Origin of the sequence: Alicyclobacillus dauci, assembly GCF_026651605.1 — a bacterium.
Lineage (GTDB): Bacteria > Bacillota > Bacilli > Alicyclobacillales > Alicyclobacillaceae > Alicyclobacillus > Alicyclobacillus dauci.
On sequence record NZ_CP104064.1, the window covers coordinates 1,896,409 to 1,911,640 of the forward strand.

General features: G+C 50.0%; 18 protein-coding genes and 1 pseudogene. 11 read left to right on the plus strand and 8 right to left on the minus strand.

Annotated elements, in window-relative coordinates; translation table 11 throughout:
- Positions 1–194 precede the first annotated feature (194 nt).
- From NZD86_RS09515 to NZD86_RS09530, 4 genes are all read left to right on the plus strand, one after another.
- Positions 195–1,250: a sulfate permease gene (locus NZD86_RS09515; RefSeq protein ID WP_268046279.1), complete on the plus strand. Its 1,056-nt coding sequence runs from the start codon at positions 195–197 to the stop codon at positions 1,248–1,250.
- 161 nt (positions 1,251–1,411) lie between these two features.
- Positions 1,412–2,332 (plus strand): ABC transporter ATP-binding protein, encoded by a 921-nt coding sequence (locus tag NZD86_RS09520; RefSeq protein ID WP_268046280.1) that lies wholly within the window; start codon positions 1,412–1,414, stop codon positions 2,330–2,332.
- The gene (locus NZD86_RS09525; protein ID WP_268046281.1) at positions 2,329–3,120 is read left to right on the plus strand and encodes an ABC transporter permease; all 792 of its coding nucleotides are present in this window, start codon (positions 2,329–2,331) and stop codon (positions 3,118–3,120) included. The genes NZD86_RS09520 and NZD86_RS09525 overlap by 4 nt, the downstream gene beginning before the upstream one ends.
- A gap of 143 nt (positions 3,121–3,263) precedes the next feature.
- Positions 3,264–4,277 carry an asparaginase gene (locus NZD86_RS09530; protein ID WP_268046282.1) on the plus strand — a complete coding sequence of 338 codons (1,014 nt, stop codon included), beginning with the start codon at positions 3,264–3,266 and terminating at the stop codon, positions 4,275–4,277.
- A 109-nt stretch (positions 4,278–4,386) separates the two neighbouring features.
- Here NZD86_RS09530 and NZD86_RS09535 read toward each other — a convergent pair whose 3' ends face one another.
- Positions 4,387–4,803, minus strand: coding sequence for a hypothetical protein (locus tag NZD86_RS09535; RefSeq protein ID WP_268046283.1), 417 nt, complete (start codon positions 4,801–4,803; stop codon positions 4,387–4,389).
- Positions 4,804–5,047: 244 nt separating this feature from the next.
- Between NZD86_RS09535 and NZD86_RS09540 the strand changes: the two genes are divergently transcribed.
- The gene (locus NZD86_RS09540) at positions 5,048–5,911 is read left to right on the plus strand and encodes an acetamidase/formamidase family protein (protein ID WP_268046833.1); all 864 of its coding nucleotides are present in this window, start codon (positions 5,048–5,050) and stop codon (positions 5,909–5,911) included.
- A 52-nt stretch (positions 5,912–5,963) separates the two neighbouring features.
- Here NZD86_RS09540 and NZD86_RS09545 read toward each other — a convergent pair whose 3' ends face one another.
- Positions 5,964–6,659, minus strand: a complete 696-nt coding sequence (locus NZD86_RS09545; protein WP_268046284.1) for a four-helix bundle copper-binding protein — start codon at positions 6,657–6,659, stop codon at positions 5,964–5,966.
- 171 nt (positions 6,660–6,830) lie between these two features.
- Here NZD86_RS09545 and metA point away from each other — a divergent pair, with 171 nt between their 5' ends.
- The gene (gene metA / locus NZD86_RS09550) at positions 6,831–7,763 is read left to right on the plus strand and encodes a homoserine O-acetyltransferase MetA (RefSeq protein WP_268046285.1); all 933 of its coding nucleotides are present in this window, start codon (positions 6,831–6,833) and stop codon (positions 7,761–7,763) included.
- Positions 7,764–7,852: 89 nt separating this feature from the next.
- Here the strand turns inward: metA and NZD86_RS09560 are convergent.
- Positions 7,853–8,072: pseudogene (locus tag NZD86_RS09560) on the minus strand (DUF3892 domain-containing protein).
- 103 nt (positions 8,073–8,175) lie between these two features.
- Between NZD86_RS09560 and NZD86_RS09565 the strand changes: the two are divergent.
- The 4 genes from NZD86_RS09565 to NZD86_RS09580 all read left to right on the plus strand — a co-directional run bounded on the left by NZD86_RS09565 (position 8,176) and on the right by NZD86_RS09580 (position 10,977).
- Entirely contained in the window at positions 8,176–8,430 is a 255-nt protein-coding gene (locus NZD86_RS09565) for a hypothetical protein (RefSeq protein ID WP_268046286.1), read from the plus strand.
- A 149-nt stretch (positions 8,431–8,579) separates the two neighbouring features.
- A complete protein-coding gene (locus tag NZD86_RS09570) occupies positions 8,580–8,870 on the plus strand; it encodes an aspartyl-phosphate phosphatase Spo0E family protein (protein ID WP_268046287.1) in 291 nt (96 codons plus the stop codon).
- A gap of 93 nt (positions 8,871–8,963) precedes the next feature.
- A complete protein-coding gene (gene lgt, locus NZD86_RS09575; protein ID WP_268046288.1) occupies positions 8,964–9,782 on the plus strand; it encodes a prolipoprotein diacylglyceryl transferase in 819 nt (272 codons plus the stop codon).
- Positions 9,783–10,359: 577 nt separating this feature from the next.
- A complete protein-coding gene (locus tag NZD86_RS09580) occupies positions 10,360–10,977 on the plus strand; it encodes a YdcF family protein (protein WP_268046289.1) in 618 nt (205 codons plus the stop codon).
- A gap of 537 nt (positions 10,978–11,514) precedes the next feature.
- Here NZD86_RS09580 and NZD86_RS09585 read toward each other — a convergent pair.
- Positions 11,515–12,213: a polysaccharide deacetylase family protein gene (locus tag NZD86_RS09585; RefSeq protein ID WP_268046290.1), complete on the minus strand. Its 699-nt coding sequence runs from the start codon at positions 12,211–12,213 to the stop codon at positions 11,515–11,517.
- 233 nt (positions 12,214–12,446) lie between these two features.
- Between NZD86_RS09585 and NZD86_RS09590 the strand changes: the two genes are divergently transcribed.
- A complete protein-coding gene (locus tag NZD86_RS09590) occupies positions 12,447–12,650 on the plus strand; it encodes an alpha/beta-type small acid-soluble spore protein (protein ID WP_268046291.1) in 204 nt (67 codons plus the stop codon).
- 105 nt (positions 12,651–12,755) lie between these two features.
- On the opposite strand, the gene NZD86_RS09595 is transcribed toward NZD86_RS09590, so the two are convergent.
- From NZD86_RS09595 to NZD86_RS09610, 4 genes are all read right to left on the minus strand, one after another.
- Positions 12,756–13,415 carry a haloacid dehalogenase type II gene (locus tag NZD86_RS09595; RefSeq protein WP_268046292.1) on the minus strand — a complete coding sequence of 220 codons (660 nt, stop codon included), beginning with the start codon at positions 13,413–13,415 and terminating at the stop codon, positions 12,756–12,758.
- Between the two features lie 36 nt (positions 13,416–13,451).
- Positions 13,452–14,207: a 7-carboxy-7-deazaguanine synthase QueE gene (locus NZD86_RS09600; protein WP_268046294.1), complete on the minus strand. Its 756-nt coding sequence runs from the start codon at positions 14,205–14,207 to the stop codon at positions 13,452–13,454.
- On the minus strand, positions 14,204–14,674 hold the full coding sequence (gene queD / locus NZD86_RS09605; protein ID WP_268046295.1) for a 6-carboxytetrahydropterin synthase QueD: 471 nt from the start codon (positions 14,672–14,674) through the stop codon (positions 14,204–14,206). The genes NZD86_RS09600 and queD overlap by 4 nt, the downstream gene beginning before the upstream one ends.
- A 156-nt stretch (positions 14,675–14,830) precedes the next feature.
- Positions 14,831–15,163 (minus strand): winged helix-turn-helix transcriptional regulator, encoded by a 333-nt coding sequence (locus NZD86_RS09610; protein WP_268046296.1) that lies wholly within the window; start codon positions 15,161–15,163, stop codon positions 14,831–14,833.
- Positions 15,164–15,232: the final 69 nt, after the last annotated feature.

Genomic DNA, 15,232 nt, shown 5'->3' on the forward strand with positions numbered 1-15,232 from the left:
CAGTTGTATCGTATTGATACAATGGTATCCAGATCGGAATAGGATGATTTTCCCTCGTCTCGATCGTTATCAAGATCACCGCTAAAGACCAGTTCCCGACATAGCTATTCGTGCATACGGTAACGCAACGAGTTGACTATTGACCAAATACCGAGTTAAATGATGTGAATAATATGTTTGAAGGGGGCTGGGGGATGCAGATAACCGCATGGGTCATTGCATTGTTCTTTGCAGCCAATATTGGGGCGAGCGGGACGGCGGCGGCAATGGGTTCCGCCTATGGCGCGGGCGCATTGCCACGAAGATGGATGGCCCTGGTCTTAGTCGCAATTGGGGCGTTTTTGGGTGCCGTCATCGGCGGCGGCACAGTTGTCAAGACAATCAGTGGCGGCATTGTTCCTTCCACGTATATTACGGTTGAAATAACAGTGCTGATCCTAATTGCGGCATGTGCTACCTTGTTCTTCTCGAATCTTATCGGCGTCCCCCTGTCCACGAGTGAAGTGACCGTTGGTTCTGTTGTCGGTGTGGGGCTTGCTGTTGGCCATGTTCATACGACAAAGCTTATCTTTATCGTCACTGTTTGGCTTGTTATGCCATTTATCGCTATGTTTATTGCGTTTGTACTAGGAAAAATTGTCCGTGTCATAGAGCCGAAACTTGTGGTGAAAGCGAAATGGGTAACCACGGCGCTAACATTGCTGCTCATCGTTGCGGGGTGTTACGAAGCCTTTTCGGCCGGGATGAATAACGTCGCAAACGCTGTCGGACCGCTGGTCGCGTCTGGATTGTTGGATATTCATGAGGGCCTCTTATGGGGAGCCTTGTTCGTCGCTTTGGGCGCCGTTTTTCTGGGCGGCCGCGTGTTGGAAACGAATGCTCGAAAAATCACCAAGTTGTCCCTTTTACAGGGAGCGGTTGTTTCGCTCACCAGTGCGACCCTTGTTCTGATCGCTTCCACGTTCGGCCTTCCGGTGCCACAAACGCAAGCGACAACGATGTCGATTTTCGGTGTTGGTCAATCGAGAGTCGGTCGAGATATATGGCGGCAAGATGTTGTGAGGCGGATCGTGAAAATTTGGATCATGTCTCCGGTATCGTCGCTCATACTGTCGTATCTACTTGTCGAGATCCTGGTGCAAAGGAACTTCATTCCACTCGTTATCGTCTTGGCGTTCGCACTGGTTGGGGTTGGCTACGCGAGTGTGAGACTCAGAAAACGCAGACAGCAGCTCCATCAGGGACAATAAGAGTATGAAAACAGTGATAAAACGACACCTCTGAGGTGTCTTTTTTTGATTAACTATTCCTATCAGGTAGTTCTTCCACTTTTGGCAGCATCGGGTATACTGAGGCCACGTGGTAACTTTTCCGAGGTAGTGGAATGATCGGTTTAAGATGGGAGGAAAGTATGGCGAACTCTGTAGAAATTCGTAATTTGACAAAGAGAATCGGCGGGAAGACCATTGTCGATCACCTGACATTTGATATACCCCAGGGAGAAGTTTTCGGTTTACTGGGACCAAATGGGGCTGGTAAAACTACAACCATCCGTATGTTGGTGGGACTGATTGCGATGACGGATGGACAAGTACTGATTCACGGATTGGACGTCACGAGGAACTATGAGCAAGCGATTCGGCAAGTGGGAGCAATTGTTGAAAATCCTGAGATGTACAAGTACCTGTCCGGCTATGAAAATCTCGTTTTATATGCCCGAATGGTCAAAGGCATCGATAAAACCCGAATTGACGAAGTCGTTCAATTCGTTGGTCTTGAAAACAGCATTCACGCCAAAGTCAAAACGTATTCGCTCGGTATGCGACAACGGCTTGGTTTGGCTCAGGCGTTGTTGCACAAGCCATCCGTGTTGATTCTCGACGAACCGACAAACGGACTCGATCCGGCCGGTATCCGTGAATTACGCGATCACCTTCGCAGACTGGCCAAGGATGAAGGCGTCTCGGTCATTGTGTCCAGTCACCTGCTGTCCGAGATGGAACTGATGTGTGATCGTGTGGCCATTATCCAACATGGAAAGCTTGTGAGCGTTGAACGGATAGACACGATGGTGTCGGGGGACGAGGTCGAGCAAAAAGTGGTGTTTGTCGTGGGGAATAGTGAACAAGGACGGTCCATTATGAGTAACTCTCCGCACGTAAAACAGGTCCAAGTGGTGGATTCACGTATTGAAATTATTACAGCGCGTGAACATATTCCGGCGATTAACCAGCAACTGGTTGAGGCGGGCGTGGAAGTCTTTGAAATACGTGCGTTGACGAGGTCATTGGAAGATACGTTCCTGGAGATGACTGGGGGTGCGAATCCGTGATCAATCTTGTCCGCAATGAAAATACGAAAATTTATCGTCGTACAAGGACATGGATTTTCTTCGTGGCCGTCCTTCTGGGTGTCATTGCAATTGCGTTGGTTATTAACCAGAATATGCGTGTGACTCATGTTTCAGAGGACGCTTGGAAGTTTGCGACGACATCAAGTTCGTTGATGAGTCTCGTCACCATTTTTACGGCGGTCATAGCAGGCGATATTTTGGCGAGCGAATTCGGTTCTGGTACCATTAAACTGCTATTGATTCGTCCGGTGTCTCGCACAAAGATCCTGGTGTCAAAGTACTTTTCGGTATTGCTGTTTGCTTTCCTGTTCGCTATCGGTTTAATGATTGTCTCCTGGGTAATTGGAGGATTTTTCTTTGGATTCGGTGGCCCCAAATCGGTTTCCATTTCGCCAGCATCCGGTACGGCCTATCAGATTCCAGCAAGCTTGGAGATGCTTCGAAGTTTTGCATTTGAGTGTGTACCGTTACTGATGACCGTTACGGTATCATTCATGATTTCAGCGTTATTTCGCAGCAGTTCCCTGGCCATCGCTATTTCCATCTTGTTGCTGTTTGTGGGTGAAACCATTTCCGGATTATTGAGTAGATTTTCCTGGGACAAGTTTATTTTGTTCACGAACGAAAGCCTCTCTCAGTACTTTGAAGGTCAGCCGCTCGTCAAAGGCATGGCATTGGCCTTCTCTATTACTGTTTTGGCGGTTTACTTTATCGTCTTTCACGTTGTGGCATGGGTTGCCTTTACGAGGCGCGACGTGACAGCGTGAGGCAAAGGGAAACAATTAGAGCAACTGGAGGTCGCACGACATGTGCGGCCTTTTTTGGGCAAGCTTGATGACGGATCGGAAACATAAAAGGCCCAATTGAGAGACAAAATGTGTGAGGCGTCTACAGCGGGAGGGAAAATGCGTTGGACAATTCCATATTAAACGTCTATCGCGGGGACGTTGTGGAGAATTCTCATCGCGGACATATCGCTGTGGTAAACGCGAATGGAGAGCTTCTCTATTCGTTTGGCGATCCGTTTCGGATTACGCACGGCAGATCCGCCCTGAAACCGTTTCAGGTACTGCCTGTCATGGAGACCGGAACAGCGGATCATTACGGTTTCACCGATGCGGATCTAGCTCTTTGCGCAAGTTCGCATTCTGGAGAAGAGATACACCGATCACGAGCCACCGCCATGTTATGGCGAGTCGGGATCGACGAAAGTCATTTACAGTGCGGCGTCAGTCCACCTATTGACACAAAGAGCTATGAGGAGCTCATACGCTCTGGACAATCGGTCACGGCTGTCTGCAACGAATGCTCAGGTGTTCACATTGGCATGCTCGCTACGGCTACATACATGAAGGAACCTCTCGGCACATATACTTCAGAGACTCATCCCGTCCAAAAACGTGTAAAGAAAGCCGTCGCAGACCTCACGGACTACCCGGAAAACGGCATCCAGTTGGCGATCGATGGATGTGGGATTCCCACGTACTGTATGCCACTCACCAACATTGCCAAAGGATTTGCACGATTGTCTACCCCGGAAATCGTTCAGAAGGAACACCAAGAATCGGTAGATCGAATAGTGAATGCGTACTTGAATAGGCCGGAGATGGTCACTGGTGAAGAGTTATACAGTACACGCGTGATGCGGGTTTTTGGCCGTCGTTTACTTGTCAAAGAAGGGTCTCAGGGAGTGTATGGGATTTGTGATCGGGATACGGGCATTGGGATCGCAATCAAGATTGAGGATGGAAGACTGACCGAGTTGCCACCCGTTGTGAATGAGGTGTTGAGGCAACTGAAAATCGGAATAGATGGTGAGATTCAGCAACTTGCGAAGGACACCAACCCGCCGTTGAAAAATACCCTCCAGCAGCCGGTAGGTCGGTTTAAAACGGAATTTGTATTGGAAAAGCACAAGCGGTAACCATGTTCGTGGCCGAAATCCTGTTTGCGGATCTAGGCTAAGTGACTGTATGCTAGACACGCTTTATTTGCATGATAATGAGGAGTCTCCGTTCTTGTATGTATGTGGCTCACTTGCGCCGTAGCTGTTTTCTCGTATGAAGGAACGTCAAAGTGCTTGAGAGCAAGATTGGAGCAATTAACAACACGGTCAAAAGCAATGATAAGTGCCCAATGAGAAAAACCCCCATCGATATCCCCATAAACACGTTCATCAGTATTTCTGCCATGACGTTCAAATTGACGTCTGCGGTTGTCAGTAGACCTGCTAAAATACCGAAGATAAAACTTGTTATACATCCAACCGTCTTGTTCCCTGTCGTCAGTTCAATAACCAGTTGAACTGCAAAGCTAAATCGCATCAGGGATGAGTTCAGCATTTGCTGCCGGGTTGCTGAGTCGGCTCGATTGATTTCCCGACGGGACATCAGTTGATATAGTAATATTGTATCGATCAATGCTATAGGCAAAGTGAGAAACAGAAGCACGGAGCCACCCCCTCCTCGTCTATGATATGCAAGACAAGCTACCCGCTTGACGGATAACCCAAGTTTAAACAGAAGGTGTCGATCGAGTTTTGGCAAGCGGCTCCTGCTGCTCCACGTTCGAGCGGAACCAAGGAGGAGACGCCAGACTTGCGGGCGAATGTTCTGAAGACAGAACCGAGGTTCTTATGTTCGGGAGGCGATGCGAGTGCGTCATACTTTAAATACAAGCAAGTTGATTTATGCGATGTCACCGGAGAACGAAGCTGCTCTGGAAGTGGAAGCGGGATCGACGGTCATTGTGGAGACATGTGATTGTTTTGAAAACCAAATCATACGTTCTGATCAGGATTTTGGCACGCTCGATTGGGAGCGTATCAACCCAGCGACAGGGCCGATTTACGTAAAAGGGGCAGAACCAGGGGACATTTTGGTTGTTCGCATACAGGACATTGAATTTGAAGCGCAAGGCGTCATGACTACCGGCCCGAACTTGGGTGTACTGGGTGACGAACTGAAGGAAAACGTCATACGCATGATCTCTATTCGGGACGGGTATGCCGTGTTTTCGGATGACATTCAATTGCCTTTGCGGCCCATGATTGGTGTCATTGGGACTGCACCAAAGGAAAACGCGGTGCCCTGCGGTACACCAGGCGATCACGGCGGCAACATGGATTGTACCCGCATTACAGTGGGCGCAACGCTGCTACTGCCAGTCAATGTACCTGGTGCCCTGTTTGCACTGGGTGATCTCCACGCGACGATGGGCGACGGGGAAGTCGCTGTATGCGGGGTTGAAACGGCTGGGCGGGTGACCGTGCAACTAGACGTCATCAAGGGCAAAGAGTGGCCTCTGCCCATGATCGTCAATGACGACGTAGTCCTGACGATTGCCTCGGCTGTTACCCTTGATGATGCTGTGACCGAAGCGACGAAGCGGATGGTTCACTGGCTGGCGGATGAGTTCGGCATGGATGTCGCTGAAGCCACATTTCTGTGCAGTGCAGCCGGCGATTTGCGCGTGTGCCAAGTGGTCGATCCGCTCAGGACTGCAAGATTCGAAATTCCCCGGTGGATCCTGCAAAAGCGTGGATTTACGGGCGCTTAATGCAGGTTACTTGAGGAGAAAAGACATGGCGCGGAGCAACCGCGCCATTGTATTAGCTCCATTTTTGTTGGTTAACAAACTTTTCGCAGACATCTGCAGCGTGAAGACACATGCGAGAACAAGCCTGGGATTCGGGATCCGGGTAGCGCATGCACTCGTGTCCGCACGTCCGACATACCTTCGCGCAGTAGCGAAGTGACATACGAAGCATCGGACTTCGCCGTGCGACTTGACGAGTTGTCAAGAAGCAGACTTCGGCACAATCTTGCAACATAGCAATCTTACGCATACGCAAATGTACATCTGGTTGGCACATCAGGATGTGCATTGTCCGCTCGCAGGTCAACATACAATCCTTGATGTACTCGCAGATGGTCGGGCAGTGGTGCATCGGGTGGACGGCAAACAGCGACGGATCGATTTCAATTTTTTCTTCTTCGATTTCATATTGCATATACATGTACTGTTGCGGTTGTGGTTTCGGTTTGGGCATCGGTTGAACCTTTTTCACGTACTGTACAACGGGTGACTCGAATTCAGGCATCTTGAAAGTTGGCATTTCCGGAAGAGACGGACTTTCATGTTCGTATTTCGGCATTTCCGGAAGAGATGGGCTTTCGTGCTCAAATTCGTGTTTTTCTAGTTCGTATTTCTTGGGTGGTTCATATTTCTTTTGCGCTTTGAGAGGCTTTTTTTCGCTTCGATATTCTTCATCGAAGTTTGATTCCGTGTTGTATTCGCTTGGCACCGTGCATCCTCCTTGCGGTATTGGATTCACACCCATTTAATGCACTAGGCTGATGACACGTGCCCACCCATTCGGTGAATGGGCTCGGATAGTTTTGGCTTTGCGAAGGAATCGAAAAAATGTGATAAGATCGGGTAAGGTCTTTCAAAGTTTTAGATGGGGGGACGGCCCGTGCCAATTAAAATCCCGGATCACTTACCGGCTATCAAGGTCCTTCAATCCGAACAAATCTTTGTCATGGGTACCGAACGTGCGTTTCACCAGGACATCCGGCCCCTACGCATTCTGATCCTCAATCTGATGCCTCGAAAGGAAGTTACAGAGACGCAGTTGCTTCGCTTGCTGGGCAACTCCCCGCTACAAGTAGAGGTGACGCTGCTACGTATGCAGTCTCACTTGGCGAAGAACACATCCGAGGAACACTTGAGTGCTTTTTATCAAACATTTGAGGATGTTCAACAGCAGGCGTATGATGGCATGATCGTCACTGGTGCGCCAGTTGAGCAATATGATTTCGAAGAAGTCACATACTGGTCCGAGCTACGCGAAATCCTTGATTGGACGAAGGAATCGGTTACGTCCACGATGCACATCTGCTGGGCTGCACAAGCGGGTTTATATCATCACTACCACATCGATAAACAACCGCTCGCCGAAAAACTATTCGGCGTCTTTTCGCATGGGGTTAACGTCCGATGTAATTTAACCCGTGGATTCGACGACGAATTCGTGGTCCCGCATTCTCGGCATACGGATATTCGACGTGAGGATATCGTGTCAGTTAGCCAGTTGGAGATCCTCTCTGAGTCGGATGAGGCGGGCGTGTTTCTCGTGGCGACACCCGATGCTCGCCAGATTTTTGTAACGGGTCACGTGGAATACGATGCGACGACGTTGCTGGAGGAGTACAACCGGGATATTGAGCGTGGTCTCTCAGTACCACTGCCGAAACACTACTTCCCAAACGACGATCCCAGTTTAGCACCGCGTCATCAATGGAGATCGCACGCAAGTTTACTCTTTGCGAATTGGCTAAACTACTGCGTCTATCAAGAGACCCCCTACGATCTCGCCGGCCGCGTCCGCCAAAAACTCCACAGTTGATGCGTTTAATACATTGCCAAACAGGTCTATCCACCTAACAACGATTTTCCCACTCAACCCGCGCTCAACCTGGCGCGGGTCTTCTTCGCCTAACATGTGGGTAAATTGTCTAGGTTGTTGGTTGGGTCGCCATCTGCGTCGGATCGCAAATGGTCCTGTCCATCTCTTCCACGAAAGGCATTGGCATGATCGATCTCCAGCCTTCGCCAACTGAACAGCCTGTCTAATATCGACGACGATGCCATCCGCAAACTGAACTTGTTGCAGGTCCCCATCTCCATTTTTGCGGACGGCCACGATTTTTCGCATCACAGCACCTCCAAGTTTAGGGTTACCTGTTTGCGACTGCATAATCGGCAGGATTTCGAGTACTATCAATACATCCGCTTTTTTGGGGAAGGGGATGCACGAATTGCATTGGCAAGCGCGAGTTGGAATTGGTATCGCCGGGGCTGTCGTTACCTGGGCATTGACCGGGATGCTCACAGCGAGCACTAAGGTCGCCATAACCTGTGCTATTTGCGTACTGGTTTTTAGCCTGTGGTCCGCTGGCCGCGTTTACATCTTTCGCCGCCACATGTTACGCAGAGAGATTGTGTTACAGTACTTTACGCCGATTCTGGCGAGTGTGATCGTTGCCATGATTGTGAGATTCACACACTTTTAAAGACGAATCGACACGCCAAATCTAATATTCAGATTTCATCGACTGGCTTCGACAAACATGTAACGAATTCGTTCACGCTTCGTCACAACTGGATAGCATTACTCGTCGTATACTGTTGATTAATGAGGTACATGCAGTGGAGGCGGACCATGACCATCGCGGAAAACACAATCAGCGTTATCGAGTACCTACGGGAAAAAATGATATTGACTGCCAACCAAACAGGTGATCTTCTTCATGAAGACGTTATCCGCGTGAGTCAGCAACTAGATCTATATTTGGTGCAGTCGCAATTGCAGCGTGCTTCCGCAGGCGAACAAACGTTCTCGGAAGGGAACGAATGGCCGCTTCTGCCGTCAGGTAGTGAGATTTTCTTCTCGGTGCCATGGCAGCCTGGCAAAGTGAAACGCCATCTGAAAGTGGTCGGATGTGCTCCCTAAAAACGTCACGCCGCGCTGAAGTTGACGCAATTCGATCGACAAGGTACGCTGTCTACTGTACATAGGGGTATTTTTCCTACGTGAGCGAAGGATGTGACAGTGGACGTGCACTCATATTGGTTTTGGATCGGCCAATTTCCCGTTCGATCATACAGTACAGTTTTTGCCTTGTCCTTCTTGCTGGGCCTGGGCGTAACGTTGTACTTCGCCCGAACAAAGGGGAAGCCAGGGGATGCAGAGCACTGGTGGAGTTTGGCACCGCTATGCCTGGTCGGCGGCATTGTGGGTGCTCGCTTTTGGCAGGTTTTCTTCTTTGACTGGGGCTACTACGGTGCCCATCCAGGACAGATCATTCAAGTGTGGAATGGCGGCCTATCCATTCAAGGCGGTATCGTCGGGGCTCTCATCACTGGCATCATTTACATGTGGCGAAAGAAGCTGAATTTCTTCCACTTCGCCGACATCGCGACGCCCGGTCTATTTTTGGGACAAAGTATCGGCCGCGACGCGGATTTTATGAACGGCAGTGCCTACGGCAGGCCCACGGGGTCGGATTTTGGTGTCCTGTTTCCAACGGACACACTGGCTCGTCAACAGTACGGGAATCACCCGTTGTGGCCATCCGTCATGTGGGAAGCCCAAGTGGATATCATTCTCATGGCGTTGCTGTTCGTCCTCTTACAACGCAAGAAAGGCTGGCCACGTGGTTTTGCCTTCGTATATTATCTCGTCGTCTACAACATTTGCCGTTTCTTCCTCGAAATGCTCCGTGGAGACTCACCGCGAGGTGTTTTCGGGTGGGATGCAGCACAATGGACGGCACTCGCGTCGGCTCTCATCGGTATCATCGTCGGTATCTGGGTTTTCCTCAAGTCGGATAGAAAAACACCACTCGGTCTCGACAACCAATGAGTGGGATGGTTCGTTTGAACGTGTGAATGGGCTGTTCAGAAGTAGCTGGGCTACTTCCGGACGGCCTTTGTTCTTTGTAGGGAGCAGGGAGCAGGGAGCAGGGAGCAGGGAGCAGGGATGAGCCTCCCGGGTCTCCGTCTCTGTTTTCGGAATTAGAGAACTCAGTACCCTTATTGGGATGGTTTGAACGACCGGAGAGTGTAGAACGGAACGCGGTGCCCTTATCTCACTATTTTCGGGCATCGCTGACTGCAAAGTTGGACAGTAAAGGACTCCTGGTTCGTTGTTGTTTTTGTGTAGATGAACCTGACAAGCTAGCGAACAATCACTCCCTTATCGCCACCTAGCGGTGTAAGCGTCGTTCGTCCGTCGTCACCACCTCGCTCACGCCCTGCTCACCTTCACATCCCTGATGCCACCCAGCGCTCACGCCCTGCTCACGTCGCGCGTCACCCCCACGCCATATCCCATCTTCACGCCATCACGCCCACAACGCTCACAGCTAGGTGTAGGTACAAACCTCTGTTGTTCCTTTGACATAGCTTGGATCACGGAGAAACAAGAAGGAGGACTGGCTGTGAGCGGACTTCGGGCGCTGCGGATCGATGAAATGTCGAACGATGAGATAACGACGCTGTTGTATAAAGGACTGGACGATGACGGGAAAACCGGTGATTGTATTTTCGTGTTCGGCAGCGTTGGCACTAGCCGTGAGCGAACGGCACAGGCTGTGCGGCTCTATCAAGCCGGGAGAGCACCGAAGATATTGTTTTCTGGAGGCGACAGGTGGGGGAAACATGACATCACGGATGCGGAGAGAATGAAGCAAATCGCACTACAACACGGAGTTCCGGATGAAGACATTCTCTGTGAAGCGGTATCCAATCATACAAAGGAAAACGTGATTGCCTCATTGCTTGTCCTAGATAGGGAAATGGGACTACACCGTATTAAACGTTTACTAGTCGTGACAACGCCTTGGCACATGCTGCGTTGTATGCTTACGTTAAATACGTATATGCCGGATTGGATCGAGTTCTCCTGGTGTGCAGCGCACGTCCCCGGACAAATGAAGGACGACTGGCAACGTAATCCGAATGTCGTTTCGCTTGTTCGGACCGAAGCGAAAAAATTAATACAACTTGTTCAGGAAGGCCAATTATTGGATGCTGAAATCCCAATAATGGGAGGATGAGAAAACGACAAGCGATTCACACGGCGCATACTCGGTCCGCAAGCTGTGGTTCTGTGCGACACGACCGCAACCCCGACAAGGGGTTCGATCACGCTGCTCACCGTTAGCCGTTCGCTTAGACCGTCATTTGGTTTGAATAAGGCAGTGACCAGGATACCGCAAATCAGACGGGCCATCAGTAACGACGGCAATTCCTGGACAAAGATCTCCGCAGGAGGCCCGATTATAGGTGCGAACGTTTCGCGTGTGCGCCTGCGACTTCCATTTGAGACAATCCTCCATCTATTTCCCACGACTCAAAGCGGCGAACGCAAGGTACTTTCCGTTTCACCGTTCAATGCACGAAACTGAGGCTGCATTGCGGCCATGAGTGCACTCAGAACCGCTGTTTAGTTCCGCACGAAGAGGACAGCGGTCATTGCCCACGGCCGTCCACACTGGGTCACTCGTGTAATTCACTGATTTGCTGTCATGACGTCGGTGGGACGGGCTCACGGGCTGATAATTCTTCGAAAGGGCGGCGCTGACGACGACAAATCAGCGCGACGGAAGTTTCCTGAATTGATAACCGGCGTTCTTCAGTGACTCGATGATGACAGGAAGTGCTTTTACAGTATAACGACTCTTGGATACGCCGTCGTGCATCAGAATGATGGAACCTGGCCGCGTGTCCCGGAGGACCGTTTGAACAATTTGTTCCCATCCGTCGGCTTTCCAATCTTGGGAGTCAACCGTCCATAGAACCACCGGGTGTCCGAGCGTGTTGACGGATCGTAACTCAGGTTCCGTGATGATTCCCCCGGGAGGACGATAATAATGAGCATGCGATCCGATGACGTGATGGACGATGACGTCGGTTCTTCGAATGTCCGAGGCTACCCAGGCAGGCGTTTTCTCCTGCAAGAAATCGTGATGGTAACCGTGGTTTCCCACTTCGTGGCCCTCATGAATGAGGCGCTTTGAAATCTTTGGGAATTCCTCTACGCGCGACCCGAGGACAAAAAAGGTGGCGTGGACGTGTTCCCGTTTCAAAATGTCTAGAATCTGTGGCGTATAGATGAGGCTTGGCCCATCATCGAACGTTAAATAGACGATTTTTTGATGCGTTTTGGGGTGCAATTTACCTATTACTGAAGTAGTTGTTGAGTGCGCTTCAGCCTGGCTTGGAATGGATGTGGCCGCTATCAATCCTAAGCAAGCGAGGAGTAAGCGGAACCACGGCAACCTACGCCTCACCCTCTCGCCTCCCTGTCTTCTTTAAGGTGAATATCCCTGGCTTCAGGTTTTGCCTGGTGACGCGTTTTCATGTGCCTATACGCGTATGTGTATGACTGAACAACGGATATAAAGCAGGCAAATCAGGTATCTCAATTCCAAATTTAACCGCGTAGTAGACATGTGTATAACTCGGTGGGTGAGTGATTACAATATGGCTTGTCATCATCAAAACCACAGAGGAGGAATTGACCATGGCATCGAACAACAGTGGCAGCAACCGCGACAAATTGATCCCGCAAGCACAGCAGGCTTTGAATCAAATGAAGTATGAAATCGCTTCTGAATTCGGGATTCAATTGGGCGCAGAAACAGCATCTCGCCAAAACGGTTCTGTTGGTGGAGAAATCACGAAGCGTTTGGTTGCCTTCGCTGAACAACAATTGTCTGGCCGCTAATCACTAAACTGCTTACAAAAGCCTTCGGGCATCGATGACAAAGGGGTTACCGCTGTCTGCGGTAACCCCTTGGTGTTGGAAGGGTGTTTATTTTTGGTGTACTGCCTAGAGCAGGCTTGGTAAATCCGCGAGCGACGTGATGATTCCGTCGGGCGCGGGTGATAGGGGATCGGGTGTTTGGCCAGTACGATTACACCAATAAGTGCGGAATCCAAACGCCTTGGCACCAGTGACATCCCAATGGTTTGACGATACGAAAACAATGTCGGATTTTTCGTTACCGAGTTTCTGAAGCGCCAAGTCGTATGCTTCGCGAGCGGGTTTATACGTTCTAATCGGTTCAGTACTCAATATGTAATCGAATGAGAACATCACGCCTGCAGAGTTTGTTAGTGTTTGAAGGGATCGGAACGTTCCATTGGAGAGAATTGCCAATTTGTGGTTCGTTGCGAGCTCATCCAAAACCCCACGCACATCATCATAAAGAGGCAAGGATACATATGCTTGAACAAGTCGTCGAACAATCTTTTCGTCATAAACTCCGTTGTCTTGAAGGGCGAATTTCAGCGCTAAGTCGGTCAACTTGTCGAAGTCCTGAAACCGGTTCATGAGGACACTGGTCCATGCGTAGTCCAACTGCTTCGTGCGCCATACTCGAGTGATCCGTTTCGCTTTGTGCTCGTCGCCGACGAACGCTGTGACAAGCGGCAACAATGAATCCAAGTTGAACAGGGTACCATATGCGTCAAATACAACTGCGGACATGGCGGTATAACTCCTCTCCAATGTGGGAGCCCAGGTTTACACGCCCCGTGCGTTCGGGTCCCAGATGACCTTGTGAATTTGCAGGTTTAACTTAACTTGTTTTAACCCCGACTTAAGCATCTTCTCGACTAGTCGATTTGGTGGCATCGTTTCCCACACCGGGCTGAACAACAGTGTTGCTGCTGGTTTGTAGCGACCAATCACGTCCACGGCCAAATCAAAATCTTCATCGGTGGCGATGACAAACTTTAATTCGTCGCGGGGGGAGAGGACGTTTAGGTGTTCGTGAATCATTTTGTCGGTCTCACCGCTTGCGGGCAACTTGTAATCGACAATAAAACGAACTTTGTCCGCAAGTAGTTGCTGTTCGCTTCGCAGTTCTGCAAAGGGGCGAACGTCGATCGCGCCGTTCGTTTCAATGTGGATGTCGCGAACGTGATCGATTCGAGCGATTTCCTCGATAAGTAATTGCGACTTATGCCGATGAATGAGCGGTTCTCCGCCAGTTAGGCAAACGTTTTGCCAGCCAAATTGCTCCACCCGATTGCGAATTTCTTGAATGGTGGCTTCAAACTCTGGTTTGTATGGAGCATAACTATACGGCGTATCACACCATGTGCAACGTAAATTGCAGTGAAATACGCGTACAAACACAGTGGGAAACCCGGCTTGCGTACCTTCGCCTTCAACCGTTTCGAATATCTCCACCATGGGTAGCGTCAAGTCACCCGGTTGCTCTTGCCTGGCTTTCTTGTATAGCGGAATCCAATCCATTGTAGCTGTGCGGCTCATTCCATCCACGCCCGCTTCAACGTCGCCCGACTAGTGGGCGTTTCATAGAGGACAACTTCTTCCAATCGAACCTGCTGCTCTGCCGCCACTTGTTTGTGGATTGCCTCGTCGAGTTGTTCCCACATCCACACGACCATGTTCTCCGCAGATGTGTTCATGGGGGGCAGGACCTCGTTGAGATATTGGTGATCTAGCTTTTGTTCAATGGTTTCAAGATAAATCCGTTTGAGGTCCGCGAAATCGACGACCAATCCGATATTGTTTACATAGCCACTGACCGTCACGACGATCCGGTAGGTGTGACCGTGTAGATTCTTACACTTTCCCTCGTAACTGTGGAGGTGATGAGCAGCATCGAAGGTGAACTCTTTTGTAACAGCGACGCGCCGTTTGTGATAAGCTAGTTGATTTTCATCGATATCCGACCCTAGTCTCTGCAACTTCGTCGGGATGCGATACGATTCCAAGCGTAGCCCTCCCTAGGTTGTTCGTGCGGTTGAAAACATAAATCAAGCCCCGAAAACGGGGCTTTTCCTGTAAAATCGCCTGTCGTATGTTTGGCTTGCATTTTAGATGCTGTGTATCAGTCTACACATTGTAGGCGTTCAAATGACTATGTGTGTTTATTGTTCTACTTTTTCCGGTACGCACCACTCGTCGCCCCAGGATTGAACGGCGTCCATGACGGGCTGAAGGGCTTTACCTTTCGTCGTCAATTCGTACTCGATGCGAACCGGGGTTTCCGGATATACGTGTCGCACGAGAACACCCGCTTTTTCCAACTCTTTAAAGCGTTCAGCGAGCATCCGATCACTCATGTTTGGAATCATCTCAGAAATGTCTTTGAACCGCTTGGGGCCCTGCATTAGAACTCGAATAATGAGTCCTGTCCAGCGTTTACCGAGAAGGGTAAATGCTGATTCAAACTTCGGGCACAGCTGTTCATGGTTTCCCATGACCATCATCTCCTGAAACTATTTTAACACATTTTTACGTGTTCGCGTAATGTTTTCAAGTAACTTTCT